This is a genomic window from Curtobacterium sp. NPDC086286 (assembly GCF_044746255.1).
Lineage (GTDB): Bacteria > Actinomycetota > Actinomycetes > Actinomycetales > Microbacteriaceae > Curtobacterium.
In genome coordinates this window covers 228570-251987 of the sequence record NZ_JBIVBW010000004.1, presented here as the reverse complement: position 1 = coordinate 251987, position 23418 = coordinate 228570, and the positions used below count along the sequence as shown (strand labels likewise).

General features: G+C 69.9%; 23 protein-coding genes. 16 read left to right on the top strand and 7 right to left on the bottom strand.

Going from position 1 to position 23418, the window contains the following annotated elements:
* Positions 1-9: 9 nt before the first annotated feature.
* Positions 10-1383 carry an alpha-L-fucosidase gene (locus tag ACIPKM_RS09395; RefSeq protein ID WP_309887525.1) on the bottom strand — a complete coding sequence of 458 codons (1374 nt, stop codon included), beginning with the start codon at positions 1381-1383 and terminating at the stop codon, positions 10-12.
* A 513-nt stretch (positions 1384-1896) separates the two neighbouring features.
* On the opposite strand from ACIPKM_RS09395, the gene ACIPKM_RS09390 reads away from it, so the two are divergent.
* From ACIPKM_RS09390 to ACIPKM_RS09380, 3 genes are all read left to right on the top strand, one after another.
* Positions 1897-4959 (top strand): cutinase family protein, encoded by a 3063-nt coding sequence (locus tag ACIPKM_RS09390; RefSeq protein ID WP_402736636.1) that lies wholly within the window; start codon positions 1897-1899, stop codon positions 4957-4959.
* Positions 4956-5330 carry a hypothetical protein gene (locus tag ACIPKM_RS09385; protein ID WP_309887529.1) on the top strand — a complete coding sequence of 125 codons (375 nt, stop codon included), beginning with the start codon at positions 4956-4958 and terminating at the stop codon, positions 5328-5330. The genes ACIPKM_RS09390 and ACIPKM_RS09385 overlap by 4 nt, the downstream gene beginning before the upstream one ends.
* Positions 5331-6965: 1635 nt before the next feature.
* Positions 6966-7766, top strand: a complete 801-nt coding sequence (locus ACIPKM_RS09380; RefSeq protein WP_402736635.1) for an ANTAR domain-containing protein — start codon at positions 6966-6968, stop codon at positions 7764-7766.
* Positions 7767-7784: 18 nt separating this feature from the next.
* Here the strand turns inward: ACIPKM_RS09380 and ACIPKM_RS09375 are convergent, their stop codons facing one another.
* Positions 7785-9839: a GMC oxidoreductase gene (locus tag ACIPKM_RS09375; RefSeq protein WP_402736634.1), complete on the bottom strand. Its 2055-nt coding sequence runs from the start codon at positions 9837-9839 to the stop codon at positions 7785-7787.
* A gap of 113 nt (positions 9840-9952) precedes the next feature.
* Here ACIPKM_RS09375 and ACIPKM_RS09370 point away from each other — a divergent pair, with 113 nt between their 5' ends.
* Genes ACIPKM_RS09370 through ACIPKM_RS09360 form a run of 3 tightly spaced genes read left to right on the top strand, consistent with a single transcriptional unit; the run spans position 9953 to position 11641 of the window.
* Positions 9953-10360, top strand: coding sequence for a cupin domain-containing protein (locus ACIPKM_RS09370; protein ID WP_402736633.1), 408 nt, complete (start codon positions 9953-9955; stop codon positions 10358-10360).
* Between the two features lie 4 nt (positions 10361-10364).
* Positions 10365-10739, top strand: coding sequence for a DUF2255 family protein (locus ACIPKM_RS09365; protein ID WP_402736632.1), 375 nt, complete (start codon positions 10365-10367; stop codon positions 10737-10739).
* Positions 10736-11641: a helix-turn-helix transcriptional regulator gene (locus ACIPKM_RS09360; RefSeq protein ID WP_402736631.1), complete on the top strand. Its 906-nt coding sequence runs from the start codon at positions 10736-10738 to the stop codon at positions 11639-11641. Before ACIPKM_RS09365 ends, ACIPKM_RS09360 begins: the two co-directional genes overlap by 4 nt.
* A gap of 118 nt (positions 11642-11759) precedes the next feature.
* Here the strand turns inward: ACIPKM_RS09360 and ACIPKM_RS09355 are convergent, their stop codons facing one another.
* Entirely contained in the window at positions 11760-13094 is a 1335-nt protein-coding gene (locus tag ACIPKM_RS09355; protein ID WP_402736630.1) for an MFS transporter, read from the bottom strand.
* 91 nt (positions 13095-13185) lie between these two features.
* On the opposite strand from ACIPKM_RS09355, the gene ACIPKM_RS09350 reads away from it, so the two are divergent.
* Positions 13186-13548: a metalloregulator ArsR/SmtB family transcription factor gene (locus ACIPKM_RS09350; RefSeq protein ID WP_092387361.1), complete on the top strand. Its 363-nt coding sequence runs from the start codon at positions 13186-13188 to the stop codon at positions 13546-13548.
* The gene (locus tag ACIPKM_RS09345; protein ID WP_402736629.1) at positions 13545-14570 is read left to right on the top strand and encodes a cation diffusion facilitator family transporter; all 1026 of its coding nucleotides are present in this window, start codon (positions 13545-13547) and stop codon (positions 14568-14570) included. Before ACIPKM_RS09350 ends, ACIPKM_RS09345 begins: the two co-directional genes overlap by 4 nt.
* A 70-nt stretch (positions 14571-14640) precedes the next feature.
* Here the strand turns inward: ACIPKM_RS09345 and ACIPKM_RS09340 are convergent, their stop codons facing one another.
* Entirely contained in the window at positions 14641-15105 is a 465-nt protein-coding gene (locus tag ACIPKM_RS09340) for a DUF2231 domain-containing protein (RefSeq protein WP_402736628.1), read from the bottom strand.
* Positions 15106-15290: 185 nt separating this feature from the next.
* Between ACIPKM_RS09340 and ACIPKM_RS09335 the strand changes: the two genes are divergently transcribed.
* The 5 genes from ACIPKM_RS09335 to ACIPKM_RS09315 all read left to right on the top strand — a co-directional run bounded on the left by ACIPKM_RS09335 (position 15291) and on the right by ACIPKM_RS09315 (position 20123).
* Positions 15291-15974 carry a response regulator transcription factor gene (locus tag ACIPKM_RS09335; RefSeq protein WP_261647446.1) on the top strand — a complete coding sequence of 228 codons (684 nt, stop codon included), beginning with the start codon at positions 15291-15293 and terminating at the stop codon, positions 15972-15974.
* On the top strand, positions 15971-17353 hold the full coding sequence (locus tag ACIPKM_RS09330) for an ATP-binding protein (RefSeq protein WP_402736627.1): 1383 nt from the start codon (positions 15971-15973) through the stop codon (positions 17351-17353). Before ACIPKM_RS09335 ends, ACIPKM_RS09330 begins: the two co-directional genes overlap by 4 nt.
* A 128-nt stretch (positions 17354-17481) precedes the next feature.
* Entirely contained in the window at positions 17482-18921 is a 1440-nt protein-coding gene (locus ACIPKM_RS09325) for a ferric reductase-like transmembrane domain-containing protein (RefSeq protein WP_402736626.1), read from the top strand.
* 264 nt (positions 18922-19185) lie between these two features.
* On the top strand, positions 19186-19365 hold the full coding sequence (locus ACIPKM_RS09320) for an FMN-binding protein (protein ID WP_402736683.1): 180 nt from the start codon (positions 19186-19188) through the stop codon (positions 19363-19365).
* Positions 19366-19388: 23 nt separating this feature from the next.
* Positions 19389-20123 carry an FAD:protein FMN transferase gene (locus tag ACIPKM_RS09315; protein ID WP_402736682.1) on the top strand — a complete coding sequence of 245 codons (735 nt, stop codon included), beginning with the start codon at positions 19389-19391 and terminating at the stop codon, positions 20121-20123.
* 157 nt (positions 20124-20280) lie between these two features.
* Here ACIPKM_RS09315 and ACIPKM_RS09310 read toward each other — a convergent pair whose 3' ends face one another.
* From ACIPKM_RS09310 to ACIPKM_RS09300, 3 genes are read right to left on the bottom strand one after another with little or no spacing between them, the layout of a single operon-like run.
* On the bottom strand, positions 20281-20670 hold the full coding sequence (locus ACIPKM_RS09310) for a hypothetical protein (RefSeq protein WP_070418882.1): 390 nt from the start codon (positions 20668-20670) through the stop codon (positions 20281-20283).
* Positions 20671-20679: 9 nt separating this feature from the next.
* Positions 20680-21261, bottom strand: a complete 582-nt coding sequence (locus tag ACIPKM_RS09305) for a hypothetical protein (protein ID WP_139219831.1) — start codon at positions 21259-21261, stop codon at positions 20680-20682.
* The gene (locus tag ACIPKM_RS09300) at positions 21258-21839 is read right to left on the bottom strand and encodes a sigma-70 family RNA polymerase sigma factor (RefSeq protein ID WP_261647441.1); all 582 of its coding nucleotides are present in this window, start codon (positions 21837-21839) and stop codon (positions 21258-21260) included. The genes ACIPKM_RS09305 and ACIPKM_RS09300 overlap by 4 nt, the downstream gene beginning before the upstream one ends.
* Before the next feature lie 601 nt (positions 21840-22440).
* Between ACIPKM_RS09300 and ACIPKM_RS09295 the strand changes: the two genes are divergently transcribed.
* From ACIPKM_RS09295 to ACIPKM_RS09285, 3 genes are read left to right on the top strand one after another with little or no spacing between them, the layout of a single operon-like run.
* On the top strand, positions 22441-22911 hold the full coding sequence (locus ACIPKM_RS09295; RefSeq protein ID WP_261647440.1) for an Asp23/Gls24 family envelope stress response protein: 471 nt from the start codon (positions 22441-22443) through the stop codon (positions 22909-22911).
* Positions 22908-23099: a DUF2273 domain-containing protein gene (locus ACIPKM_RS09290; RefSeq protein WP_070418041.1), complete on the top strand. Its 192-nt coding sequence runs from the start codon at positions 22908-22910 to the stop codon at positions 23097-23099. Before ACIPKM_RS09295 ends, ACIPKM_RS09290 begins: the two co-directional genes overlap by 4 nt.
* Positions 23096-23410, top strand: a complete 315-nt coding sequence (locus ACIPKM_RS09285) for a hypothetical protein (RefSeq protein ID WP_070418040.1) — start codon at positions 23096-23098, stop codon at positions 23408-23410. Before ACIPKM_RS09290 ends, ACIPKM_RS09285 begins: the two co-directional genes overlap by 4 nt.
* Positions 23411-23418: the final 8 nt, after the last annotated feature.

Genomic DNA, 23418 nt, shown 5'->3' with positions numbered 1-23418 from the left:
CGCGGGGTGTCAGCGACAGCCGAAACGGAGCACCACTGGCGCTGAAGACCCCGTCGACGGGATGCGGACCTGCACGCCGTCCTCCGCAGCCGTCGCGTCGAGCCTTGGCCCACCGTCCGCCCGCAGTACGTGGACATCATCGAGCCGGACCCGGTCGGGAGTGACGTCGAGCTTGACGTCGATCGCGGCGCCCGCCGTGTCGACGATCGCGTACCGGGACCCGTCCTCGCCATCCTGGGTCCAGCGCACCCACGGCGTGGAGCCGCGGCGGGCGACCTCGGTAGGCACCGGCCCGGCGCCGATCACCGCGCGCCGGTTGTGCACCATCCAGGCCGCCAATCCTTCGAGGCACGCCCGTTGCGGAGCCGGTATCCGCCCGGCGGCGTCCGGGCCGACGTTGAGCAGGAAGTTACCGCCGCGGGACACGACGTCTGCGAGGTGCCGGACCGCGCCGGGGCCGTCGATCGCCAGGTCCAGGTCGTCCTCGAGCTGGTTGTACCCAAACGAGAGGCCGATCCCGCGGCAGTTCTCCCACGGCTCGCCGCCCTCGAGGTCTGTGCCCGCCTGGTACTCGCTCGTGCGGAAGTCCCAGTGCGTCGTGCCCCACCGGTCGTTGACGACGCCCTCCGGGTTCGTCGCGTAGAAGTGCTCGAGGACGTGAGCGAAGCTGTCCGGACCGTCGGGCTTCCCAGCATCGGGCCAGTCGATGTCCCCCCACAGCACGTCGGGACGGTACCGGTCGATCAGGTCGTGGACGTGGGCGTTCGCGTACCGGGTGTACTCGACCCCGAGCGGGCGTGCACCGGAGTCGTCGTCGGCGTCCCAGATCAGCCCGGTGTCCGCCGCGTGCCAGTCGAGGCCTCCGGAGTAGTACACGCCGAACCGCAGCCCCGCCGCCCGGGTCGACCGTTCGAACTCGCGCACGAGGTCGCGTCGCGGGCCGCGGTGCACGGTGTTGCGGTTCCCGGTCTCTGGCGCGTCCCAGAGCGCGATGCCGTCGTGGTGTTTCGTGGTCGGGACGACGTAGCCGGCGCCGGCGCGCGCGAACAGGTCGATCATCGCCGCAGGGTCGAACGCCTCAGCGCGCCACTTGTCGAGGAAAGCATCGTACGGGGCGCCGCCCCACACGTCCCGCTGGTGGGCGGCGGCGGGCGAGCCGGGGATCCGGATCGTGTTCATGTACCACTCCGCGTACGGGTTCCGGAGGAACCAGTCGTCGTGCGCGGTGCCGTGCTCGCCGAGCGGGATCGCCCACGCCGGTACCGAGTACGCACCCCAGTGCACGAAGATGCCGAACCTGGCTGCGGGGAACCACCCTGGCACGGGCCGGATGAACTGCTCATAGAGCGCAGGACGACGCGCGGAAGGGTCGAACATGGCCATGGACGTTGCTCCTGAGTCAGGTGCGGCGCAGCACGACTTTGGGGCCACTGATGGGCTGCCCAAGCGGCTTCGAGTTTGTGCTGACAAGCCTAGGAGGGTGCCGAGGGGCCCGTCCAGAGCCCGCCGCGGATCGGCGCACTTGAGGGGAGAGATCGGCCCTCGAGGAGTACGACCGTTAATCTCGGACGCGACCACCTGGGTCTGAGAGTCCATTAAGCCCATCGCGGAACTAAGCCTTTGAACTGGGGTTTTCCTTTCGTCCCCGAAAGGGGGCCACCGAGTCGATCTCAGCTTCCTCTTATGCTCCGAGAACTGACAGCAACCGTGCTGTCGCTTGGCTCAGGGGGTCTCGTGCGCACGTTGTTGCACGCTCCGCGCTCGAGGAGGCGCAGCATCGCTGCCGCCACACTCGGAGCGCTCGCACTGATCGGTTCACTGCTGGTGGCAACGCCGGCGTCCGCGTTGAACGACACCGGTACCGGTGGTGTGTTCGTCCCGGCCACGGGCCGGATCATGGACACGAAGAACAACATCGGCGGGTACTCGACGCCGATGCCCGCAAAGACGTGGCGCACCGTCAAGGTCGCCGGCCTTGCTGGTCTGCCGGACGACGGCTCGGTCGGTGCGGTATCGGTCGTTGCGACCGTGGCGGACATCTCCGGGCAAGGGCAGCTGTTTGGCCGTCCGGATGCGGACACGAAGTACACGCTGATGGGGATCTACGGCGGCGAGCAGCAGCAGAACACGTCGTTCTCGTCCGTCCTCGCCGTCGGGGCCGACGGCACCATCCAGGTGTACGCGGAGACCAGCGCGCGGCTGATCCTCGACGTGCAGGGCTACTACACCGCGAACACGGACGGCACCGCCCCCGGTGGGTTCGTGCCGTTGAACGGCAAGCGCGTCGCGGACACCCGCTCCGGGACCGGGTTCCCGCAGGCGCAGCTCACCACCGGCAAGAGCGCCGTGCTGCAGGTCACCGGTACCGCCGGTGTGCCGGCGGGTGCGTCTGCGGTGATCGTGAACCTGGTTGCGATGAACGCGACGTCGAACGTGGGGTTCCTGACGCCGTACCCGACGGGTGCGGCGCGTCCGGCGAACTCGTTCAACTACGCCGGCGGCACCATCACGACGATGCAGGCGCAGGTGCAGCTGTCCGCTGATGGCAAGATCACGGTCTACAACGCCAACAGCACCATGGACCTCGCCATCGATGTGCAGGGCTACTTCACCGCCACCGGGGGCTCCGGTGCGGTGTTCACGCCGGGCTCGGGCCGCATCTTCGACACCCGGGCGACTGGGAACACGATTCTCGCTGGGAACGAGACCCGCGCAGTCGACGTCGCCGGACAGGTCGGCGTCCCCGTCATGGGCTCGGGCATCAACTCTGTCGTCCTGACCCTGACCGCCAGCGCTGCGAACGGTTCCGGGTGGGGTCGCGTCTGGGCCAACGGCACCAGCGAGCCCGACACTGCTTCCCTCCGCTACGACAACGGCACGATCCGCAGCAACACGATCACCGTCCCCGTCGGCGCGAACGGGAAGATCAGCCTCCACAACATCGGCAACGGGGCAACGAACTTCATCATCGACGTGCAGGGCTGGTACGCAAACCCGCAAGCGCCGACTATCTCGTGCCCGAGCCCATATCTCGCGGGCAGCTGGGCAACAGCGGTTCCATCTGCTGACATCATGTGCACTGTCGTGACACCCACGGAATCGAGCAGCGGCCAACAGCTCGCCGTCACCCTCGACGGGGATCTTGACAGTCTCAATGACCTGTCCGAAAGCGGCACGACGACGACCTCCGTTGCCGTCCCGGCGCACGGGGGTGTCCACACGATTTCGGTAGAGGTTGATACCGCAAGTGGCGCCTTTATTGCAGCGAATATCTACTCCTTTGGCCTCGGTGATTGGTCGTTGAAGTCGCTGACTCCGACTCCCGCTGACGGGGCGGAGACCAATACAGACGGGTCGCTTTCAGTCGCTCCTGCCGACGACACATTCGGCCCTGACGCTCAGTTCCACTACGTCATCACAAGCGACGCCGACGGTAGCAATTTGGTGGCCGACAGCGACTGGGTCGCGGGTGATTTCCCGATCCCAGCGACTGCATTGGCGCCAGGGCACACCTACTTCTGGTCTGTGTCGGTGCGTGGCACAAGCGGAGGCTCCACGACTGTCAAGACCGTCACATCGCCGACATGGTCGTTCGTAGCGAGCACGGCACCGACCGCTGCTATTTCCTGCCCCTCTCCGTATCAGGACGGTAGCTGGCAATACGACGCCCTCGATGCGCCCGTGACGTGCACGGTTACGGCGCCGCCGGCGTACACGGACGCGGCAAATCTTTCCGTTGCTCTCGACGGAAACGATGTCGGCAGCCAACCTCTCAGTCTTGGAGATCCCACGCAAATGACTGTGACAATCCCGGCGGGGGCTGCGGCGCACTCGATCATTGCCACGACGTCAATTGATGCGACAAACGCTAGCACCGACGCAACCTTTGCTTTCGGCTCGGGACTGTGGTCGAACGCGGACTACGTACCGTCGATCAAGGATGGAGGGGCTTCTGCGGATATCGCGCCCACACTTTTTGTCGACACCGACGGTGCTCCGTTCAGTGATGACGTCGAACTTCAATACACAGTCAGTGCTAATAAGGACGGAAGCGGTGTCGTCGTCCAGTCGGACTGGTCATCCCACCCGTTGTCTGTCGAGTCAGGAACCCTCACAACGGGGCGCACATATTTCTGGCACGCTGAGGCAAGAGGGCCACTGAACGATGGCTCGACTATCGCAGACGTGACCACTCCAACTTGGTCATTCACCGCAACCACAGACTCGGATCTGATTACAGGCGCCACGACTCAGGACACTACAAACTCCTCGCAAACCGAGTCGACGCAGGCGTCTGCAGCATCTAGCTGTCCGTCATGGCTTTTCATTGGCGTGCGTGGCACAAATGAGAAAGCTGGCTCCGGAAAATCCAGGTGGGGCCACGGATGGACATCCGGAGGGTACGGCGAGATGGAGCAGGTTGCCCGAAAGCTCAGGAACGATGTTCGCGCCACTGTAGAGTCCCTGAACTACCCTGCCAGTTGGAGCGGGTCTGTTGGTCCGGTGTACTGGAATAGCGAAGCAAAGGGGCAAGCAAATCTCATTTCCGAGGTTAACGCCGTAGCGAAAAGCTGCTCTTCCACGAAGATTTGGATTGGCGGACATTCCCAAGGGGCTCAAGTGGTCGAGGATACCCTCGCGAGTAGGAAATTCTCCAAGACAGCGCAAGCTAATTTCCGGGGTGGCGTGCTCGCAGGCAATCCCACGTACAGGTGGGGTGAGTACGTGGACGCACCGGGCAATGGCGGCCTCAACGGGAAGCTTTACCCGTGGCACCATAGCGTTGACTTCCTCAAGGCCAAGAACAATAAGGGAAAGAAGGTAACGCAAGTTCGATCTTACTGTTTCCCGAATGACCTCTTCTGTCAAACACTCGGCACGTCGCTGCCCGTCCACAATTCGTATAAGAATGAGCCTACTCCTAGTAATGAAGAGAAGTGGTTGAGGCAGTTTGCATGAACACATTAACCAACGACGATCGTAAACGACCGAGCTTGCGCGCCGATTTAGTTATGATTTGGGTATTCTTCATCATAAGTTTGTTCGCGGCAATCATTGGGGCTGGTTATGTGTTCGATTCGAACCTGACTGCCTACGCGCTTTGTGCGGAGAGGCAAAATGTCCCATGTTCCGGTGTGGGGTGGTACGGCAGCATGGCTCTATCTCTTGCAATCGGATTTGGGGCGGTGGCGGGTGGATTGCTCCTCGGTGTGCGTCGGCACCGAACTGGTCGTCGTGGTGCGCTATTCGTCCTTGGCTCAGTCGTTGTCGTTGTTTTGGTCACCTTAATAGCTGTTGTCTTTCTCAAGGTTGCATTGCCCCAACACTGAGCGGCCTGGAAGTGGGTGGCTGCGCGAGGTTCAGGATGTCTTTTCAAGAGCGTTTGCGATTTTGAATGTTCCGACGATCCTGCCGCTGCTACTTGGGCCGGCGGACCTAGTGCAGATCCAGGAGTAGCGATCCTCTGTTCGGTGCCACGAAAGGCACTTCGACACGGGCCATGTGTGCAGAGCTCCTCACCTTCGTGGAGGGTGGGGAGCTCTGCGGGGCGGTGCGGGCAGTGCGCAGGCGACGACTGTTGTGTGGCTGACGCAGTGCGGGTGCTGGAAGTCCAGCACCGCAAGAGCGTGCTGGCCAGCATCGCTGCGTTCGACCAAAAGAAATCCGCAACGAGCGGTGTGACTGGCACTTAACCGCAATGTCCCGTTAGTGGCCGTTCTGGCCATCCGACTTACATCCCTACGGTTGCGAGACGTTTCGTAGGTGCCGGGATCGCGTACCCGAGTTCCGCGAGATTCCATGGGCGGCGAGTCTCGTAACTATGTGTCGCAAGTATCAGCCAGAATCGCTGTCATGAAGGTTGGTTGCGAGACAGGCGCAGCGTCGTGGCGAAGCTGATCGGGGCCAACAAAAACGACCCGCGATGCTCGCTGACACCAGGACAATTGTTGGACTCGTCGCTGCTCCTACACGAGACTCGAGGCCATTGACACGCTGAGGCGGCTGGCGCGTTCCTGTACAATGCAGCGGCTCACTGCAGCGTGATCACGGAAACTGTTTTGCTGGAGCTGTTGGCCACATATGCCTTGCTCCCGTCTGGGGTGATAGTGATGCCCGCGGGTCCCTGCCCAACCGCAACAGTGCTGGTCACTGTAGGATGTGCCGGTAGGCGGCGTTCTTGGCATCCGCTGCGGGCAATGCATTCGTTGTCCATCGGCCATGGTCTGCGCGCGCGTCGACCTGGACGATGACTCGGAAAGGGTTCGCGGCCCTTTCGACGCCGTGTTCGGTGTGCTCCTCCGCGTCGCGCCGGCAACACTCATTGAGTCCGCGATCGTGCGTGACAGCTCAGCACTGGTGCGGCATCCTCGTCACACTTCGGGGCGTGCCGGGCATTCCTCCTGTGACGGCGGAGATCCCGCGGTCATCAGACGGATTGGGTCGTCGTGGGCAAGCGCAGTGTTGATCAGGTCCTGTCGGGCAGCAGCCCGACCTTTGTTCCATCAGTCGCGACGGGTGCTGCGGGCCCACGGCCCCCAGTCTTCGTGAAGGTGCCCGCGCCGCCGGGGGAAGAGGACCCGAACCGACAACTTCGTCATGGACCCGGCGGAGGTCGATGCGAGGAGACACCCAACGCAGATTGCCGAGAATCGTTGCTCCCTCGGAGGAGACAGGTGTTCCGCCAACAACACGGAGAGACACCCCCGTTTCCCGACAGATCGGCTGGCGCGGGGGCGCGCGGCGGTCGCGGCGGCGCCCCGCGGTGCGGGGTGCTTGCGCACAACGGAAGGCACCGCGAACCACGGGGAACCGCGGTTCGCGGTGCCTTCCGTTGTGCGCTGGTCAGGCACGTCGGACGCCCGGGCCGTTCGCATGTGCGGGCCGTACGGTGGGACCACGCGGTCCCCGGCCGCTGGAGCAGCGCACGACCGGCCACTTCTGATCACCGAATCTGGAGTGACCCCTTGGGTGTCGACCGCGAACGACGACTGCTCGACACGATCATCGAACTGGTCGGCGGTGCCACCGGTCCACGGGACCTCGCGGGCCGCCTGCAGCTCCTCGTGGACGAGTCGGCGGCGTTGTTCGACGTCCAGGCTGCCGGGCTGATGCTGTTCGGGTCGGACGACCGGTTGCACATCGCCGCTTCGGTGGGGCACCACAGTGGACTGCTCGAACTCCTGCAGCTCGAGGTCGGCGACGGACCCTGCCTCGAAGCCACCCGGACGGGGACCGTGGTCTCGATCCCAGACGTCCTGGCCGCGGAGTCACGATGGCCGCACTTCTCCAGAGCCGCTGCGGACGCCGGGTACCGCGCTGTCCACTCGATCCCACTGCGGCTCCGGGCGACGGTCATCGGGTCGCTCAACCTGTTCGGCGAGTCCACGGGCGCGTTCAACGAGGACGACCTCGTCGCCGCGCGGGCACTGGCGGACATCGCCGCGATCTCGGTCGTGCAGCAGCGGACCATCGACGACGCCGTGACGACGCAGGCGCAGCTGCAGGCGGCACTCGAGAGCCGGACGGTCATCGAGCAGGCGAAGGGGTGGCTCGCCAACCGGAACGGCGTGGACCCCGCGACCGCGTTCTCGCTGCTGCGCGACCACGCGCGGCGGAACCGGCTCCCGGTCACCGAGGTCGCGCTGGCCGTGCTCGCCGGACGGACCGTCCTCGGTCAGCCGCCGGACCCGACGGAGCCGCCAGACCCGCCGGACCCGCCAGACCCGCCGGACCCGACGGGCCCCCGCACCCGTCGCCGCGGGTAGCGGACGGGACCCCCGACGTCACCGGACCATGTCGTCGATCGTCCGCATCGCCGTCGCGAAGATCGTCAGCACCGGGTTCACCCCGCCGTTCGTGACGTGCACCGACCCGTCGGCGACGCGCAGGTTGTCGTGTCCCCACACCCGGCCGAACGGATCGACGACCGACGTGCGCGGGTCATCGCCCATGCGGAGGGTCCCGGCCTGGTGCTGGCCACCACTCGTCCCGGTCAATTCCCCGTGCATCTCGGCGACCCGCGTCGCACCCGCGGCCCGGAGCCAGTCCCCGCTCCGCGCACTGGTGTGGTCGCGGGCACGGGTGTCCTCCGGGTGCGGACCACCGCTGAACCGTGCGACGGGGACGCCCCACCGGTCGGTGACGGCGGGGTCGACGCGGACGCGGGAGTCGGCGGACGTGACCTCCTGGATCGGCCCCATCAGCCGCATGCTCCGGCGGGCGAGGTCGCGCATCCCGTGCTTGCTGTCGATGCCCGCACGGGGGAGGAGCCCGAACCCGGTGAGGTACGCGTAGGTGTTCGAAGGCGTCGCGACGAACTCGTCCGCGATGATCCCGCCGCCGATCTGCCCGGGGACGCCGTGCCGGAAGTCGGTCGTGGCGATGGACGGCCCGGGCCCGAGGCCGTCCTCGACGACGTCGTCGAAGATGCCCATCGCGCCGCCGTACCGGTGCCCCTGCAGGTGTCGTCCGACCTGGTCCTGGCCGTTGCCGAGCCCGTTCGGCTCCTGCTCGCTGCGGCTGTTGAGGAGGAGCCGGGCCGACTCCACCGCTCCCGCCGCGACGACGACCTCCGCCGCGTCGACGTCCGAACGCCAGTCCAGGCCGTCGACCGTCCCGACGAGCGTCACCCCGACGACGCGGCCGGACCGATCCGTCCGGATCCGCGCGGCCCGGGTCTCGAGGAGGACGGACGCGTTCCCGGTGGCGAAGGCCCGGGGGAGCATCGTGTTCTGGCTGCCGTTCTTCGCGTCGACGGGGCAGGCGAACCCGACGCACATCCCGCACTGCTCGCACGCTCCCCGCCCGAGGAAGGGGACCGAGTTGACGAGCAGCGGGACGTGCACCGTCGACCAGCCGAGCTCGGTCGCGGCCCGCGCCAGCCGCTCCCGCGCGGGTCCCGCCGCCATCGCCGGCATCGGCAGCGCCCGTGTGCGGGGACCGGCCCACGGACCGTCGCCGTCGCCGCTCACGCCGAGCTCCCACTCCGCCCGCTCGTACCAGGGCTCGAGGTCCGCGTAGCCGATCGGCCAGTCCGCCAGGGCACTGCCGTCCGGTACGCCGTGGTCGGTGGCCATCGTGAAGTCCCTCGGGGCGAACCGCCACGCCTGCGCGCCGTAGACCCTCGTGCCACCGCCCGCCGTGAAGGCGTTGTTGTGCCAGTCCCAGTCGGACGGCCGGGCGACCCGGTCTCCCTCGCGCGTGGCGATCACGCGCGGGTTGCCGAGGTCGACGGGACCGGACCGCGGTGCGAGCCCCCACGTCGACCGGGGATTGCGGATGTGGTCCTGCGCGAGGTCGGCGGTGCCCGGCCAGGACCCGGCCTCGACCACGAGGACCCGGCGCCCGGACTCGGCGAGCCCGCACGCCGCGACACCCCCACCGGCGCCCGAACCGATGACGATCGCGTCGTACCGCTCGGCCAACTCCGCCGGGCGCACCACCACCGGCTGCGCGGTGGGCACCGGTACCGGGACGCTCCACCCCGCCGGCGGCCCGGGCTGCCAGCCGACCATCTCCCACGAGCGTTCGCCGGCGTTGCCGCCGTTGCCCGCGTCGGCGTAGTAGCCGGCGGCGACGATCCCCGCGAACCACCTCCAGTCGGGGTCGTCGTCCTGGTCGTGGCCGTCCACGACCGCACGGATCCGGTCGAGCCAGTCCGGACGCTCGTCGAGGACCGACGCCAGGAACTCGAGCGCGCCGGCCTCGGACGCCGACGGGTACTCGTCGGCGGGCATGACCCGGTCGACGAGGGACTGCAGTCGGACGCGGTTGCGGCGGAGGAACCGCGTCGATGTGGAGTCGCCGCGATCGGTCGTCCGTGGTGCGTCACTGCCCATGCCGCAACGCTAGACCGACAGGGTCACCCTGTCAGGACATCCCTCCCGACCGCCATCGGTCGTAGCGTCGGACCGAGCGGGCACACGACCACCCGCCGAGAGAGGACGCACCCATGCCGCAGGAGATCCTGCAGAAGCAGCCCACCGCCAAGAACCCGCCGGAGCAGTTCGCCGGCGACGTGTGGGTCGACCCGATCGTCACCCCGCAGGACGGCGACCAGCGCGCGACGCTCGCGCTGGTGAAGTTCGCCCCCGGTGCCCGCACCGCCTGGCACTCCCACGCCCGCGGCCAGTTCCTCCGCGTCACCCAGGGCGTGGCGCGCTTCGGGACCCGCGACGGGAAGGTGGTGACCGCGCATCCCGGTGACACCGTGTACGTCTCACCGGGCGAGGAGCACTTCCACGCCTCCGCCGAGGGCACCTTCATGGAACACTTCGCGATGCTCGAGAGCGCCGACGACCCGTCGACCACGACCACGTGGCTCGAGCACATCTCCGACGACGACCTCGCGGGCCGGTGACCCGATGACGACCTGGGACGAGGACACCATCGCCGCGATCGCCGCGAGCGACGACCTCCACGTCAGCCCGTTCCGGGGGGACGGCACGACGTACGGCACGCCGACGTGGATCTGGTCCGTGGTCGTCGACGGCGAGCTGTACGCCCGCGCCTACAACGGTCGGCGCTCCCGGTGGTACCGGGCCGCCGTCGAGCAGGGTGCCGGCAGGATCCGCGCCGCCGGGGCCGAGCACGAGGCGGCCTTCGAGGCCGTCGGCCCCGACCTGAACAGCCGCATCGACGCCGCCTACGAGGCGAAGTACGCCGGCAGCCCCTACCTGCCCCCGATGCTGCAGGACGGACCGACCTCGGCGACCGTCCGGATCAGTCCCCGTCCATGAGCACGAACCGCGACGACGTCAAGGACTTCCTCGTCAGCCGGCGCGCCCGCGTCCGCCCCGAGCAGGTCGGCCTGCCCGCAGGAGCGAACCGGCGGGTCGCGGGCCTCCGCCGCGGCGAGGTGGCGATGCTCGCCGACGTGAGCGTCGAGTACTACTCCCGGCTCGAGCGCGGCAGTCTCTCCGGGGTGTCCGAGAGCGTCCTGCACGCGATCGCCGGTGCGCTGCTCCTCGACGACGCCGAACGCGACCACCTGTTCGACCTCGCCCGTGCCGCGAACGCCTCGCCGGTGCGGGCCGCCCGCCGCCGGTCCACGACCCCGAAGACGCTGCGGCCCGGCCTGCAGTACGCGCTCGACGCCTTCACCGGGGGACCGGCGTTCATCCGCAACGACCGCCTCGACGTGCTCGGCGCGAACGCGCTCGGACGGGCCCTCTACGCCGACCTCTTCCGGAAGGCCGAGCGCCCGAACCTCGCCCGCGCAGCCTTCCTCGACCGCGAGTGGTCGGACGCGTTCTACCCGGACTGGGACCTCGCCGCCGACCAGAGCGTGGCGATCCTCCGGGCCGCCGCGGGGCATGACCCGCACGACCGGGAGCTGCAGGACCTCGTCGGCGAGCTCTCCACACGCAGCCCCGAGTTCCGGACGAAGTGGGGTGCGCACGACGTCCGCCGGCACGGCACCGGCGAGAAGCACTTCGTGCACCCGGTCGTCGGCGCGCTCGACCTGCTGTTCGAGGGTTCCCGCCTGATGAGCGACCCGGCGCTGAGCTTCCTGCTCTACACGGCCGAACCGGGCTCGCCGACGTCGGATGCGCTCCGCCTGCTCGGATCCCTCGACGCCACCGAGCGCCGGGACGCGGCGCACGCCGCCGACCCCGCTGCGGCGGACGGACGCGCGTGACGACGGCTCGCTGACACCGGGTCGCCACGCGACCACCCAGCGGACGGGAGGCGCGGTGCCAGCCGGCACCGCGCCTCCCGTCCGTCACTGGTCGCCTCCCGCCCGACCGGACCGACCGTCACGTGGTGCGGATGCGGGTGGCCGCGACCGCGGCGACGAGGATGACGGCTCCCGCGACGACGAAGCTGACCTGGGTGCCGGTCACGAAGTGCGCCCGGTCGGCGAGGAGGGCGCCGAACACGGCGATGGCCACCGCGCCGCCGACCTGGCGGAAGGTGTTGAAGACGGCGCTCGCGGTCCCCGAGCGTTCCGGGGGGACGCTGGCGAGGACGACGGACGTCGCCGGCGGCATCGCGACCGATCCGCCCGCGCCGGTCAGGACCGCGCAGACGGCGACGGCGACCCACGAGTCGAACGGTGCGGACACGATCACCACGACGAGACCCAGGACCATCGTGGTGAGTCCGGCGACGACCGGGACGCGGGCGCCGAAGCGGTTGGCGAGGGTGCCGCTGACGACGTTGCCGACGATGCTGCACGCCGCGGACGGCAGGAACACGAGTCCGGCGAGCAGCGGCGAAAGCCCGAGGTGCTGCTGCAGGTACAGGCTCAGCACGAAGACGCTGCCGAAGTTGCCGACCATGAACGCGAACCCGACTCCGAGCGCGATCCGCATGCCGCTCGACCGGAACAGGTCGAGCGGCATCATCGGGGAGCGACCCCGGGCCTGGACGACGAGGAACCCGACGAGCGATGCAGCGGCGGCCACGAGTGCGGCGACGACGTACCCGGTGCCGAAGCCGTGCGCGCCGCCCTCGATGAGGCCGAAGACGAGTCCGGCGAGGGTGAGCAGCGCCAGCACCTGGCCCACGGGGTCGAACCGGCTCGGGCGACGGGGCGAGGGCGCCACCCGCAGCAGCATGCCGAGCATGACCGAGCAGACCGGGAGGTTGATCGCGAACACGAGCCGCCAGTCGACCGTGGTCAGGGCGCCGCCGAGGACCGGCCCGACCGCTCCGGCCACCGCGCCGCCGACCGCCCAGATGCCGAGGGCGTGGGCGCGTTCGCGGGCGTCCGGGAACCCCTCGCGGACGAGCGCCATCGACGCCGGCAGCATGACCGCTGCCGCAGCGCCCTGGACGGCGCGCGCTCCGATCAGGGTGCCGAGCGTCGGAGCGATCGCGCAGGCGACCGAGGCGAGCAGGAACCCGGCGATGCCCCACCCGATGGCACGCTTCGCACCGATGCGGTCGGACAGGTTGCCGGCGAACAGCAGCAGGGACGCGAAGAGCAGCGTGTACGAGTCGATGACCCACTGCAGGCCCGAGGTGCTGCCGCCGAGCTCCCGGCCGATCGACGTCAGCGCGACGTTCACGATCAGGATGTCGAGCGTGATGAGGAAGAACCCGAGGGATGCCAGGAGGAGCGCGGCCCGGGGCGTCGAGGTGATCACCGTTCGATGGTCGCGTGCCGGGCGGCCGGGTGGGATGCCCTGAGCGGGTACCCCGGGTGGCGGTGACGCACCAGTGCATTACTATCTGCGTGTGCACGTAGACAAGCAACCATGCGGACTCGATCCGGAGTCGGAGTACGTCGAGCTCGCGGTCGAGGTGTTCGCGATGCTCGCGGACGCGACCCGGGTGAAGATCATCCTCGCGCTGCGGAGCGCCGAGGAGATGTCCGTGAACCACCTGGCGGACGTCGTGGACAAGACTCCGGCAGCGGTCTCGCAACACCTCGCGAAGCTGCGGCTCGCCCGGATGGTCTCGACGCGGCGCGAGGGCACGACGGTGTTCTACCGGCTCACGGACGAGCACGCGTCCGAGCTCGTCATCGACGCGGTCAAGCAGGCGGAACACGTGGTCGGGGCGCCACCGCACCACCGCGGGGAGCCGGGACGAGCATGAGCGGCCACGACCACACGCACCCGCACGACCACGGGCACGACCACGGGCACGACCACTCGCATCCGCACGGTGGGGTGCGGAGCTTCCTCCAGCACCTCTTCGTCCCGCACACGCACGACAGCGCCGACTCGATCGACGACGCGATGGAAGCCAGTGCCGCCGGCGTCCGCGCGCTCAAGACCAGCCTGTTCGTCCTGCTCGCCACGACGGTCCTGCAGGCCGTGATCGTCGCGTTCACCGGCTCGATCGCCCTGCTCGCGGACACCATCCACAACTTCGCGGACGCGCTGACCGCCGTGCCGCTGTGGATCGCGTTCGTCCTCGGCCGCCGCCTCGCGACCCGCCGGATGACCTACGGGTACGGTCGCGCCGAGGACCTCGCCGGCATGTTCATCGTCTTCGTCGTCGCGCTCTCCGCCGTCGTCGCCGGCTGGCAGGCGATCGATCGTTTCGTGCACCCACGCCCGGTGGAGGCGCCGTGGCTGCTCGTCGCCGCCGGGCTCATCGGGTTCGCCGGCAACGAGATCGTGGCGATCTACCGCATCCGCGTCGGTCAGCGCATCGGTTCGGCGGCGCTCGTGGCCGACGGGGTGCACGCCCGGCTCGACGGCTTCACCTCCCTGTCGGTGGTCCTCGGCGCGGTCGGCGTGACGCTCGGCTTCCCGCTCGCCGATCCGATCATCGGTCTGCTCATCTCGATCTCGATCCTGCTGCTGCTCTGTAGAACGGTGCGGTCGATCGGGGCGCGGCTCATGGACGCGGTCGATCCCGCGCTGGTCGGCCGGGCGGAACACGCGCTCGAGCACGCCGACGGAGTACTCGCCGTCCGTGACGTCCGGCTCCGCTGGATCGGGCACCGGCTCACGGGATCCGCGACGGTCGAGGTCGCGGCCACCGACCTGCACGCCGCCACGCACCTCGCGGAGCACGCCGAGGAGCACCTCCGCGACGCGATGCGCAACGTCGACCGGTTCACAGTGACCCCCGCGGTGGCCACCAGCACCGGCGATCACACGCACTGACCGGCGCACGGTCGGACGGGAGGCGCGGTGCGGGCCCGCACCGCGCCTCCTGTCCGACGTGGAGCGGCGCCTACCCCTTCCAGACGGACTCGGCCCCGGCGTGGCCGATGACGACGACCTCGACGATCGAGACGACGGCGACCACCACGAGCAGCACCGGCCCGATGATCCCGACGGCCCGCACCGCGCCGCGGTTCGTCACCCGGGCGGTGCCGAACCGGTGCCAGGCCCACCAGAGCGCCAGGAGCGCGAACACCGCGATCGACCACGGGAGCATCCCGTCGGCGAGCTCGGTGTGCCGTTCGAGCAAGGCGGTCTCCCGCTCGTGGTGCTCCAGCCATTCGCCGGAAGACGTCGCGAGCGGCACGGACACCAGTGCGACGAGCCCGATGATCGGCGCACCGACCGCGAGCCACCGCCGTGCTCTCGGCCACACGGCGACGGCGATCGCGGTGAGGGCCGCGACCGGGACGGCAACGGAGGTGAGGTGGACGAAGAGGGGGTGGAGCGGTATCCCGCCGAACTGCCAGTCCATGTCGGCCTTCCTCATCGTGCGCCGATCGACACCGGCGCTGTGGCTCCAGCCAAGCGGTTCCGGGCGCCGGCATCGTTCGAAACCTCACACGAACGGAAGCGCCCGGACCTGGTTCGCTGGGGGCATGACCACCACGGCGACGTTCGTCATCGGATCGCTCCTCGGGACGAGCGGGGTGGTGTGACGTGGCGAACATCCTGGTGGTCGAGGACGACCCCGAGATGGGTGCGCTCGTCGAACGCGGGCTCGTCGGCGAGGGGCACGCCGTGACCGTCGTGTCCGACGGCGTCGCCGCGCTCGTCCAGGCCCGCGCGCAGTCCTTCGACGCGGCCGCGATCGACGTCATGCTCCCGGAGATGTCCGGGTTCGAGGTCTGCCGTCGGCTGCGCGAGATGGGCGAGGACTTCCCGGTCGTGCTCGTCACGGCGCGCGACGCGGTGGACGACCGGGTCTTCGGGCTCGACTCCGGAGCCGACGACTACCTCACGAAGCCGTTCGCGATCGCCGAGCTCAACGCCCGCATCCGAGCCCACCTGCGCCGTCGCGCGGCGGGGACCGCGACGGTCGTCGAGGCCGGCTCGGTCCGACTCGACACCGTCGCCGTCCGCGCCGCCGTGCGCGGGCGTGACCTGCCGCTGAGCGTCAAGGAGTTCTCGCTGCTGCGGTTCCTCATCCAGGGCTCGCCGGCACCGCGGACCCGCGCCGAGGTCCTCGAGGAGGTCTGGGGGAGCGCCGAGCACTTCGACCCGACGATCGTCGACCAGTACGTGAGCTACGTCCGCAAGAAGCTCCAGGCGGCGGATGCCGACGTCGCGATCCGCACCGTGCGCGGCGTCGGCTACGCGCTCGAGGTCGTGTCGACGGCATGAGGGTCCTCCGCCGCCTCTCGATCAGCGCGCGCATCACGCTCGGCAGCCTCGTCGTGGGCGCCGTGGTCCTCTCCGGGATCGCGGTCGTGCTGCACGTGCAGATCGAGCGGGCGACGATCGCGACCGACGAGTCCCTCGCCGCCGGGGACGCCGCGCCGTTCGTCTCCGACCTCCGCCACAACCCGGACGAGGCGCCGGACCGCCCCGCCGAGGACGTCCTGGTCGGGATCCGGACCTCCTCCGGTTCGTGGCTCGTCGACTCCCTGCCGCGCGACGTCCGGGCATCACTGCCGTCCGGCGTCCCCGAGGACGAGGTCACGCTCCGTCTGCACACCGGGCACCGGCTCGTCACCGTCGTCGGGGTGCCGGTCACGAACGACGACGGCTCCGCGGTCGTGTGGGCGGCCCACGACGGCCGTGCCGGGCAGGAGACACTCGAGCGCGTGGACCGCTCGCTCGTCGTCGGGACGGTCCTGGCGCTCGTGGCGTTCGCGGCGACGGCCTGGTTGCTCTCGACGCTGGCCCTCCGACCCGTGGGGCGGATGCGGCGGACCGCCGAGGACCTGAGCGCCGGGACCGCGGGCGGCCACCTGCCGGTCGGGAGCTCGGACGACGAGCTCGCCGCCCTCGCCCGGACGCTCAACGCCTTCATCGACCGGCAGCGCGAGAACGCCGAGCGGGAGCGGCGGATGGTGTCCGACGCCAGTCACGAACTCCGGACACCGCTCGCCGCCCTGACCGCTCGGCTCGAACTCGCGCACCGCTCGTCGGGCGATGCCGAGGCCCTCGAACGCGAGCTGCGCGGCGCCGAAGGAGACGCCGCGCGGTTGGTGGCGCTCGCGAACACGATGCTCGAGCTCAGCCGGCTCGACGAGTCCGGTCCCGCACCGTCGACCCCGGCGGCCGCGCTCGTGACGGAGCTGATGGGCTCGATCGACCGCGCGCGAGCACTCGGCGGCGCCGTCGACCGTGACATCGACTTCACCGTGGCACTCGACGCCCCCGACGAGCGGTACGCGCTCGAGCCCGCGGCGTTCGCCCGGATCGTCGACAACCTCGTCGCGAACGCGATCGCCGCGGGGGACGACGGCGGTGTGATCCGGGTGACGCTCGCCCAGGACGCATCGCACGCGCTCGAACTCACCGTCGTCGACGACGGTCACGGTGTCCCCGAGGACTTCCTGCCCCAGGCCTTCGAGCGGTTCGCCCGGGCGGACAGTGCGCGGCGTGCGGTGCTCGGTGGCAGCGGACTCGGTCTGGCGCTCGTGCGCGGGATCGCCGAGCGCGCCGGTGGATCGGCGTCGCTCCGGAACGGAGAGAACGGCGAGAACGGTGAGTACGGCGGCGCGATCGCGACCGTCCGGTTGCCCGCGATCTGACGCCGATCCGACGCCGGCGTCGATCACTCGAGGTCTCGAACGAAGGACACGTCCCGTTCCGGGTTCCTCCATAGCTCCGATGCCGATGCTGTGAGCCACCCGATCACATGCTGGAGAGGAACGAGCCGATGATCGACACCGCTCGCCCCACTGCTCGTCCCGTTCCGAGACCCGTCGGAGACGACGAACCCCTCGAGGTCGCGGCCCGTCGTCGCCGCCGAGCCGGACGCCGCCGCAACGCCGTCACCGACCTGCTCGGGATCCTCGCCTGGGTCTCGGCAGCGGTGGCCGTCATGCTCTGGCTCGTGTCGCCGGGATCGCACACGGTCGTCGGCATCGGCGGCTGGCTCACCGACGCCGGGATCGTCGCCGGTCTCGTCGCGACCGACCTCGTGCTCGTCATGCTCGTGCTCGCCGCGCGCGTGCCGCTCATCGACCGGACCTTCGGCCAGGACAACGCCATCGCGGTGCACCGGTCGCTCGGGAAGCCCGTGCTGTACCTGCTGCTCGCGCACGGAGCGCTCCTGACCCTCGGGTACGGCGCCTCGGCGGGCACCGGGCCGATCGCCGAGACGATCGCGCTCTTCTCCACGCCGGACATGCCGCTGGCCTACCTCGCACTCGGACTCTTCGTCGCCGTGGTGGTGTCCTCGCTCGTCGCGGTCCGCCGTCGCCTGCCGTACGAGGCCTGGCACGTCATCCACCTCCTCAGCTACGCCGCGGTACTCGTCGCGCTGCCGCACATGCTCAGCGTCGGCAGCGTCCTCGCGCAGGGCACGTGGCAGCGGGTCTACTGGATCGCGCTGTACGTCCTGGCCCTCGGCCTGATCGCCCTGTACCGGTTCGCGCTGCCCCTCGTCGTGACGCTCCGCCACCGCATCCGTGTCGTCGGCGTCGAGCCCATCGCACCGGGCGTCGTGTCGATCCACCTCGCCGGACGGGACCTCGACCGCCTCGGGACCGAGGGCGGGCAGTACGGGGTGTGGCGCTTCTGGACCGCCCGCACCTGGTGGCACGCCCACCCGGTGTCGTTCTCCGCCGTCCCCGGCCGCGATCGTGCCCGCATCACGGTGCGCGACCTCGGCGCGGGCTCCGCGCGACTCGGCCGGATCACCCCGGGTGCGTTCGTCTCCCTCGAGGGCCCCTACGGCCTGTTCACCAGCCGGGCTCGGACCGCTCCGTACCTCGCCCTCGTCGCCTCCGGCATCGGGATCACCCCCGTGCGGTCGCTGCTCGAGGACACCGACCTCCGTCCGGGTGAGGCCACCGTGCTGCTGCGCGGGACCGACGCCGACCAGCAGTACCTGTGGCACGAGACCGCCGACCTCGCCGAGGCGACGGGCAGCCGGCTGTACACGATGGTCGGTCACCGGTCCCGCTCCCGTGAGAGCTGGATGACCGAGGAGGACGTCCGGCGCGGGGTCTCCCTCCGGTCGGTGTTCCCGAACCTGCTCCAGTCGGACCTGTACGTCTGCGGGCCGCGCGCCTGGTCCGACCTGGTCGTCCGCGAAGCCCGAACGGCCGGTGTCCCCGAGCACCAGATCCACCAGGAACGGTTCGAGTCATGAGAGCACGCGTCATCGCCGGCGGGGTCGTCTCGTCCATCGCGGTCCTGGTCGTCGGGTGGCAGCTCGGCGGCCAGCCCGCGGTCACCGCACCGGCACAGCAGAGCACGACGTCCGGAGCCGGCACCACCGGCAGCAGCACCGGCACCGGCACCACCGGCGGGTCCTCCGCCACCGGCATCTTCACCGGCGACACGACGCAGACCCGGTACGGCCCGGTGCAGGTCCAGATCACCGTCGCGAACGGGACGATCACCGACGTCACCGCTGCAGCTCACGAACAGCGACGGGCGGTCGGTACAGATCAGTCAGCAGGCGGCCCCCATCCTCCGTCAGGAGGCGCTGCAGGCGCAGTCCGCGCAGATCCAGTCCGTCAGCGGCGCGACCTTCACCAGCGAGGGCTACACCACGTCGCTCCAGTCCGCGATCGACAAGGCCGGACTGTGAGCCGCGTCGCGACCTTCGAGACGATGGGCACCGTCGTGAGTCTCTGGGGTGCCACCCCGGAGGCCACATCCGAGGTGCGCGCCGTCTTCGCCGGCTACGACCACCGCTACAGCCTGTACGACCCGTCGTCGGTCCTCAGCCGCGTCGCCGACGGTTCGGTCCGGCTCGCGGACACCCCGTCCGAGGTGCGTGACGTCTACGCGCTCGCGCTCGACTGGCGGGAGCGCACCGGGGGAGCGTTCACCCCGCACCGCCCGGACGGCGTGATCGACCTCTCCGGCGTCGTGAAGGCGCTCGCGGTCCGCGACGCCGGAGCCGTCCTCGACGCCGCGAGCAGCAGCGGCGACTGGATGGTCAGCGCCGGCGGCGACGTGCTCGTCCGCGGCCACCACCGCGCCGACGACCCCTGGAGCGTCGGCGTCGTCGACCCGGCGCACCGGGACACCGTCGTCGGCGTCGTCCGGCTCGAGGCACCTCGTCGTGCGGTCGCGACCTCCGGCACCGCCGAGCGCGGCGAGCACATCTGGCGCCGGGCGACCCCGACGTTCGTCCAGGCGACGGTCATCGCCGACGACATCGTCACGGCGGACGTCCTCGCGACCGCGGTCGTCGCCGGCGACGAGGACGACCTCCGGCGGCTCACGAGCGACGCCGACGTCGACGTGCTCGCGTTCGCCGCCGACGGCACGGTCTGGGCCACCCCCGGCGCCAGGTCGGCCGTACGCACCGAGGACGGGGCGACGTCCGCCGCGACCTGACGCGTCGAGGTGGCGGCTGCGGTCGATCGTCGCCACACGAGCACGGAACGACAGGACGACCGCCTCGTCCGTGACCACGTGCGGACGGGAGGCGCGGTGCGGGCCCGCACCGCGCCTCCCGTCCCTCCGCGGTGCGTCGAGGGCCGCACGTCCCCCGTCAGCCGGGTGTCGCGAAGTGCTCGCCCGCATCGGGACCGGCCGATTCGTCGACCGGTCCGCCGATGCCCTCGACGAGCCGGATCGTCACCTCGACCAGGTCGGCTGGGGCGCCCGTCCGCTCGTCGACCAGGTCGCGGATGCGCTCGCCCACCTCACGGACCGTCTCCGGTGCCGGACGTGCGTCGTCGACGGCGATCCCCGCCCCGATCCGGAGCGCCGAGCCGTCGCGGTGCACGTCGACGAGCACGTCGGGCTCCTGCAGCGCGAAGGTCGACGCGACGGCCTCCGCGGCCGCGTGCACGATCGGCCTCGTCGGGTACACGCCCGTGACGCCGGGGACGCTCCGGATCCGGTCGGTGAGGGCTCGGGACAGCGCTTCGTCGCTCACGTCGGACTCCTACGGCAGGTAGACGTCGTCGAACACCACGTCGACGGACGCAACGGTCAGGGTGGTGTGGCGTGCGAGCGCCGCGGCGATCCGCACCCGGAGGCGGTCGGCGGTCTCGTCCGCGGGCGCCCCGTAGACGAGTCCGGCGGTCACGCGCACGTGGACGGGGGCCCCGGGGTCGCCGAGTTCACCGTCGAGTGTGCAGCTGCCCATCACGACCCCGCCCATCGTGTCGCCGGTCCGCCGGACCAGTCCACGGACGGCGGCCTCGGTCATGGACAGGCGGAGTCGGGGATCGGGGTGGGGGACGGGCACGTCACGACCGGGGCGGACCTCGGAGCGGATCGTCGCGAGCAACCGGTCGACCCAGTCGGTCTCGCGGTCCGGTTCGGCGTCGGCCCGGTGCTGCAGGGCGCCGAGGGAGAGTTCGCGCAGCCGCTCCATGTTCGACAGGGCGAGGCGGCACGAGGCAGAGCCCTCGATGGCGGGGTCGCGTGGTGACCGGCCACGATCGAGGTACTCCGCGAGCTCCTCCATCGTGTGGCCGTCGAGGTCGTCCTCGGGCACGGGGACATCGTCGATGTCGCTCATCGCCATGCCTCCATCTCCACGGTCAGGAACCGACGGGCACGAGCGAGCAGCCCACGCACCGTCGACACCGGCAGCTCGAGTTCGTCGGCGATCTGCTGGTAGCTGTAGCCGACCGTCTCACGCAGGAGCCAGCACCGCCGCTGGTCTGCGGGGAGGCGGTCGAGCGCGGTCCACATCGCGTCGAGCTGCATCCGCGTCTCGACGATACGCTCCGGCTGCCGAGCGACCTCGGCCGGGTGCTGCACGGTGTCGACGTCGTCGTGGTGTCGTCGTCGGCGGAGCCGGTCGAGCGCCTTCCGGGTGACGATCTGCATCACCCACGGACGGAACCGGGCCGGGTCGTTGAGGTCGGACAGTCGACGCCAGCCGGTCAGGAAGGAGTCCTGCACGACGTCGTCCGACTCGACGTTCGAACCGAGCATCTGCTCGGCGTAGAGGCGCATCACCGGGCCGTGGCGCCGGGCGAGGACCTCGAACGCGCGCACGTCGCCCTCGACGGCACGGACCACGAGGGTGGCGTCCTCCGCACGCAGGAGGGGATCGTCGTGGTCCATCCCCGCCTTCCGGTCGTCGTCCACGGTCGCCGTCCGGCCGTGGTCCGTCCACCCTGCACCGGCCGGCGGCGAAACGCCCGGGCGGACCGGAGGCCGACCGTTTCGTGACGGAACCGGGTGTCGCGTCGTCTTCTCCGCGGAATGATCGACGACAGCAACGCCACGTACCCCGCCGAACCGGTCCCGAGCGGCACCGGGTCCGACCGGCTTCCCCGCGTCCCGTGCCTCAGCGTCTTCGACCGGTGGCGTTGCGGACTCGCCGACGGGCACGCGGGACACCACGAGTCGGTTGTCGGGGGTTCGGTCACGCGGTGGAACGAGGGGATCACCGGGCGCCGACTGCAGGACCTGTAGCCGCTACTCCCGTCGCCGGCGCTCCGCACGCTCGAGCCCGTGCGGCCCCGGGATCGCGCGGGAACGGGACAGCCCGCGCGACGCTGCGGCCGCTTTGCGCGCCAGGTGCCGCCGCGGTCGTCGGCGGGGGACAAGAACCCCGTCGTTCGACCCCGTTCCTGGGACATCGCTGAACAGCACGAGCCGGGTGTGACTTCCGTCTGGTGGGCCCCGTCTCATCCGTGAACAGCAACCGCTGGGAACGCCCGGCGGGTCAACGGAAGGAACGAACATGGCTGACACCACGACCACCACGACTGCTTCGGCTGCGACGGCTTCGGCGGTCGCTCGGAACACGGGCACCCACAGCGGCGGCGTCACGGGCAAGACCACGATCGATGACACCGTCGTGTCGAAGGTCGCCGGGATCGCTGCGCGTGAGGTGAACGGGGTGCACTCCCTCGGCAACGGTGCCGCGCGTGCGATCGGTGCGATCCGTGACGCGATCGGGCAGCGTGACTTCGGGCAGGGCGTCAAGGTCGAGGTCGGTGAGAAGCAGGTCGCGGCGGACATCGTGATCGTCGCGGAGTACCCCGTCGCCCTGCAGCAGGTCGCTGACGGTGTCCGCGCCGGTGTCGCTCGTGCGCTGGAGCAGATCGTGGGCATGGAGGTCGCCGAGGTGAACGTGACCGTGCAGGACGTGTTCATCCCGGGTGACGACGACGACAAGGACGACGAGAAGAAGGAAGCGCGAGTCGCATGAGCAACACACTGATCGGAGCCCTCATCGGGGCGATCCTCGCCGTCGTGGCGCTGCAGTTCGGGTTCTGGGGCTTCGTGCTCGTGGTCGTGTTCGGCGCCGTCGGGGCCCTCGTGGCCGCCCTCGTCACCGGCCGCATCGACCGGGGTGCCCTCGCCGACGTGCTGACCGGACGCCGGAGCTCCCGGTGAACGCCGGCCCGGACGTCCCGGGCCGTGTCGAGATCACCGCTCGCGCACTGACCTCGCTGGCGCGGGCCGTCGCAGCCGAACGGCTCGGCGCCCCCGCCAAGCGGGTGCGCGTCGGTCTCGGCGACACCGCCGGCGCGCTCGCGCTCGACATCACCGGCCCCATCGCCGCGGGCGACGACATCGTCACCCGCACCGCCCGGGTCGCGGACGAGGTCAAGGGCCGTGTCGGGGAACTCACCGGCCGCCGCGTGGGTAGTGCCCACATCGAACTCACCGGGATCGTGCGCGAGCACCAGTCCCGGATCGCCTAGGAGGCCAT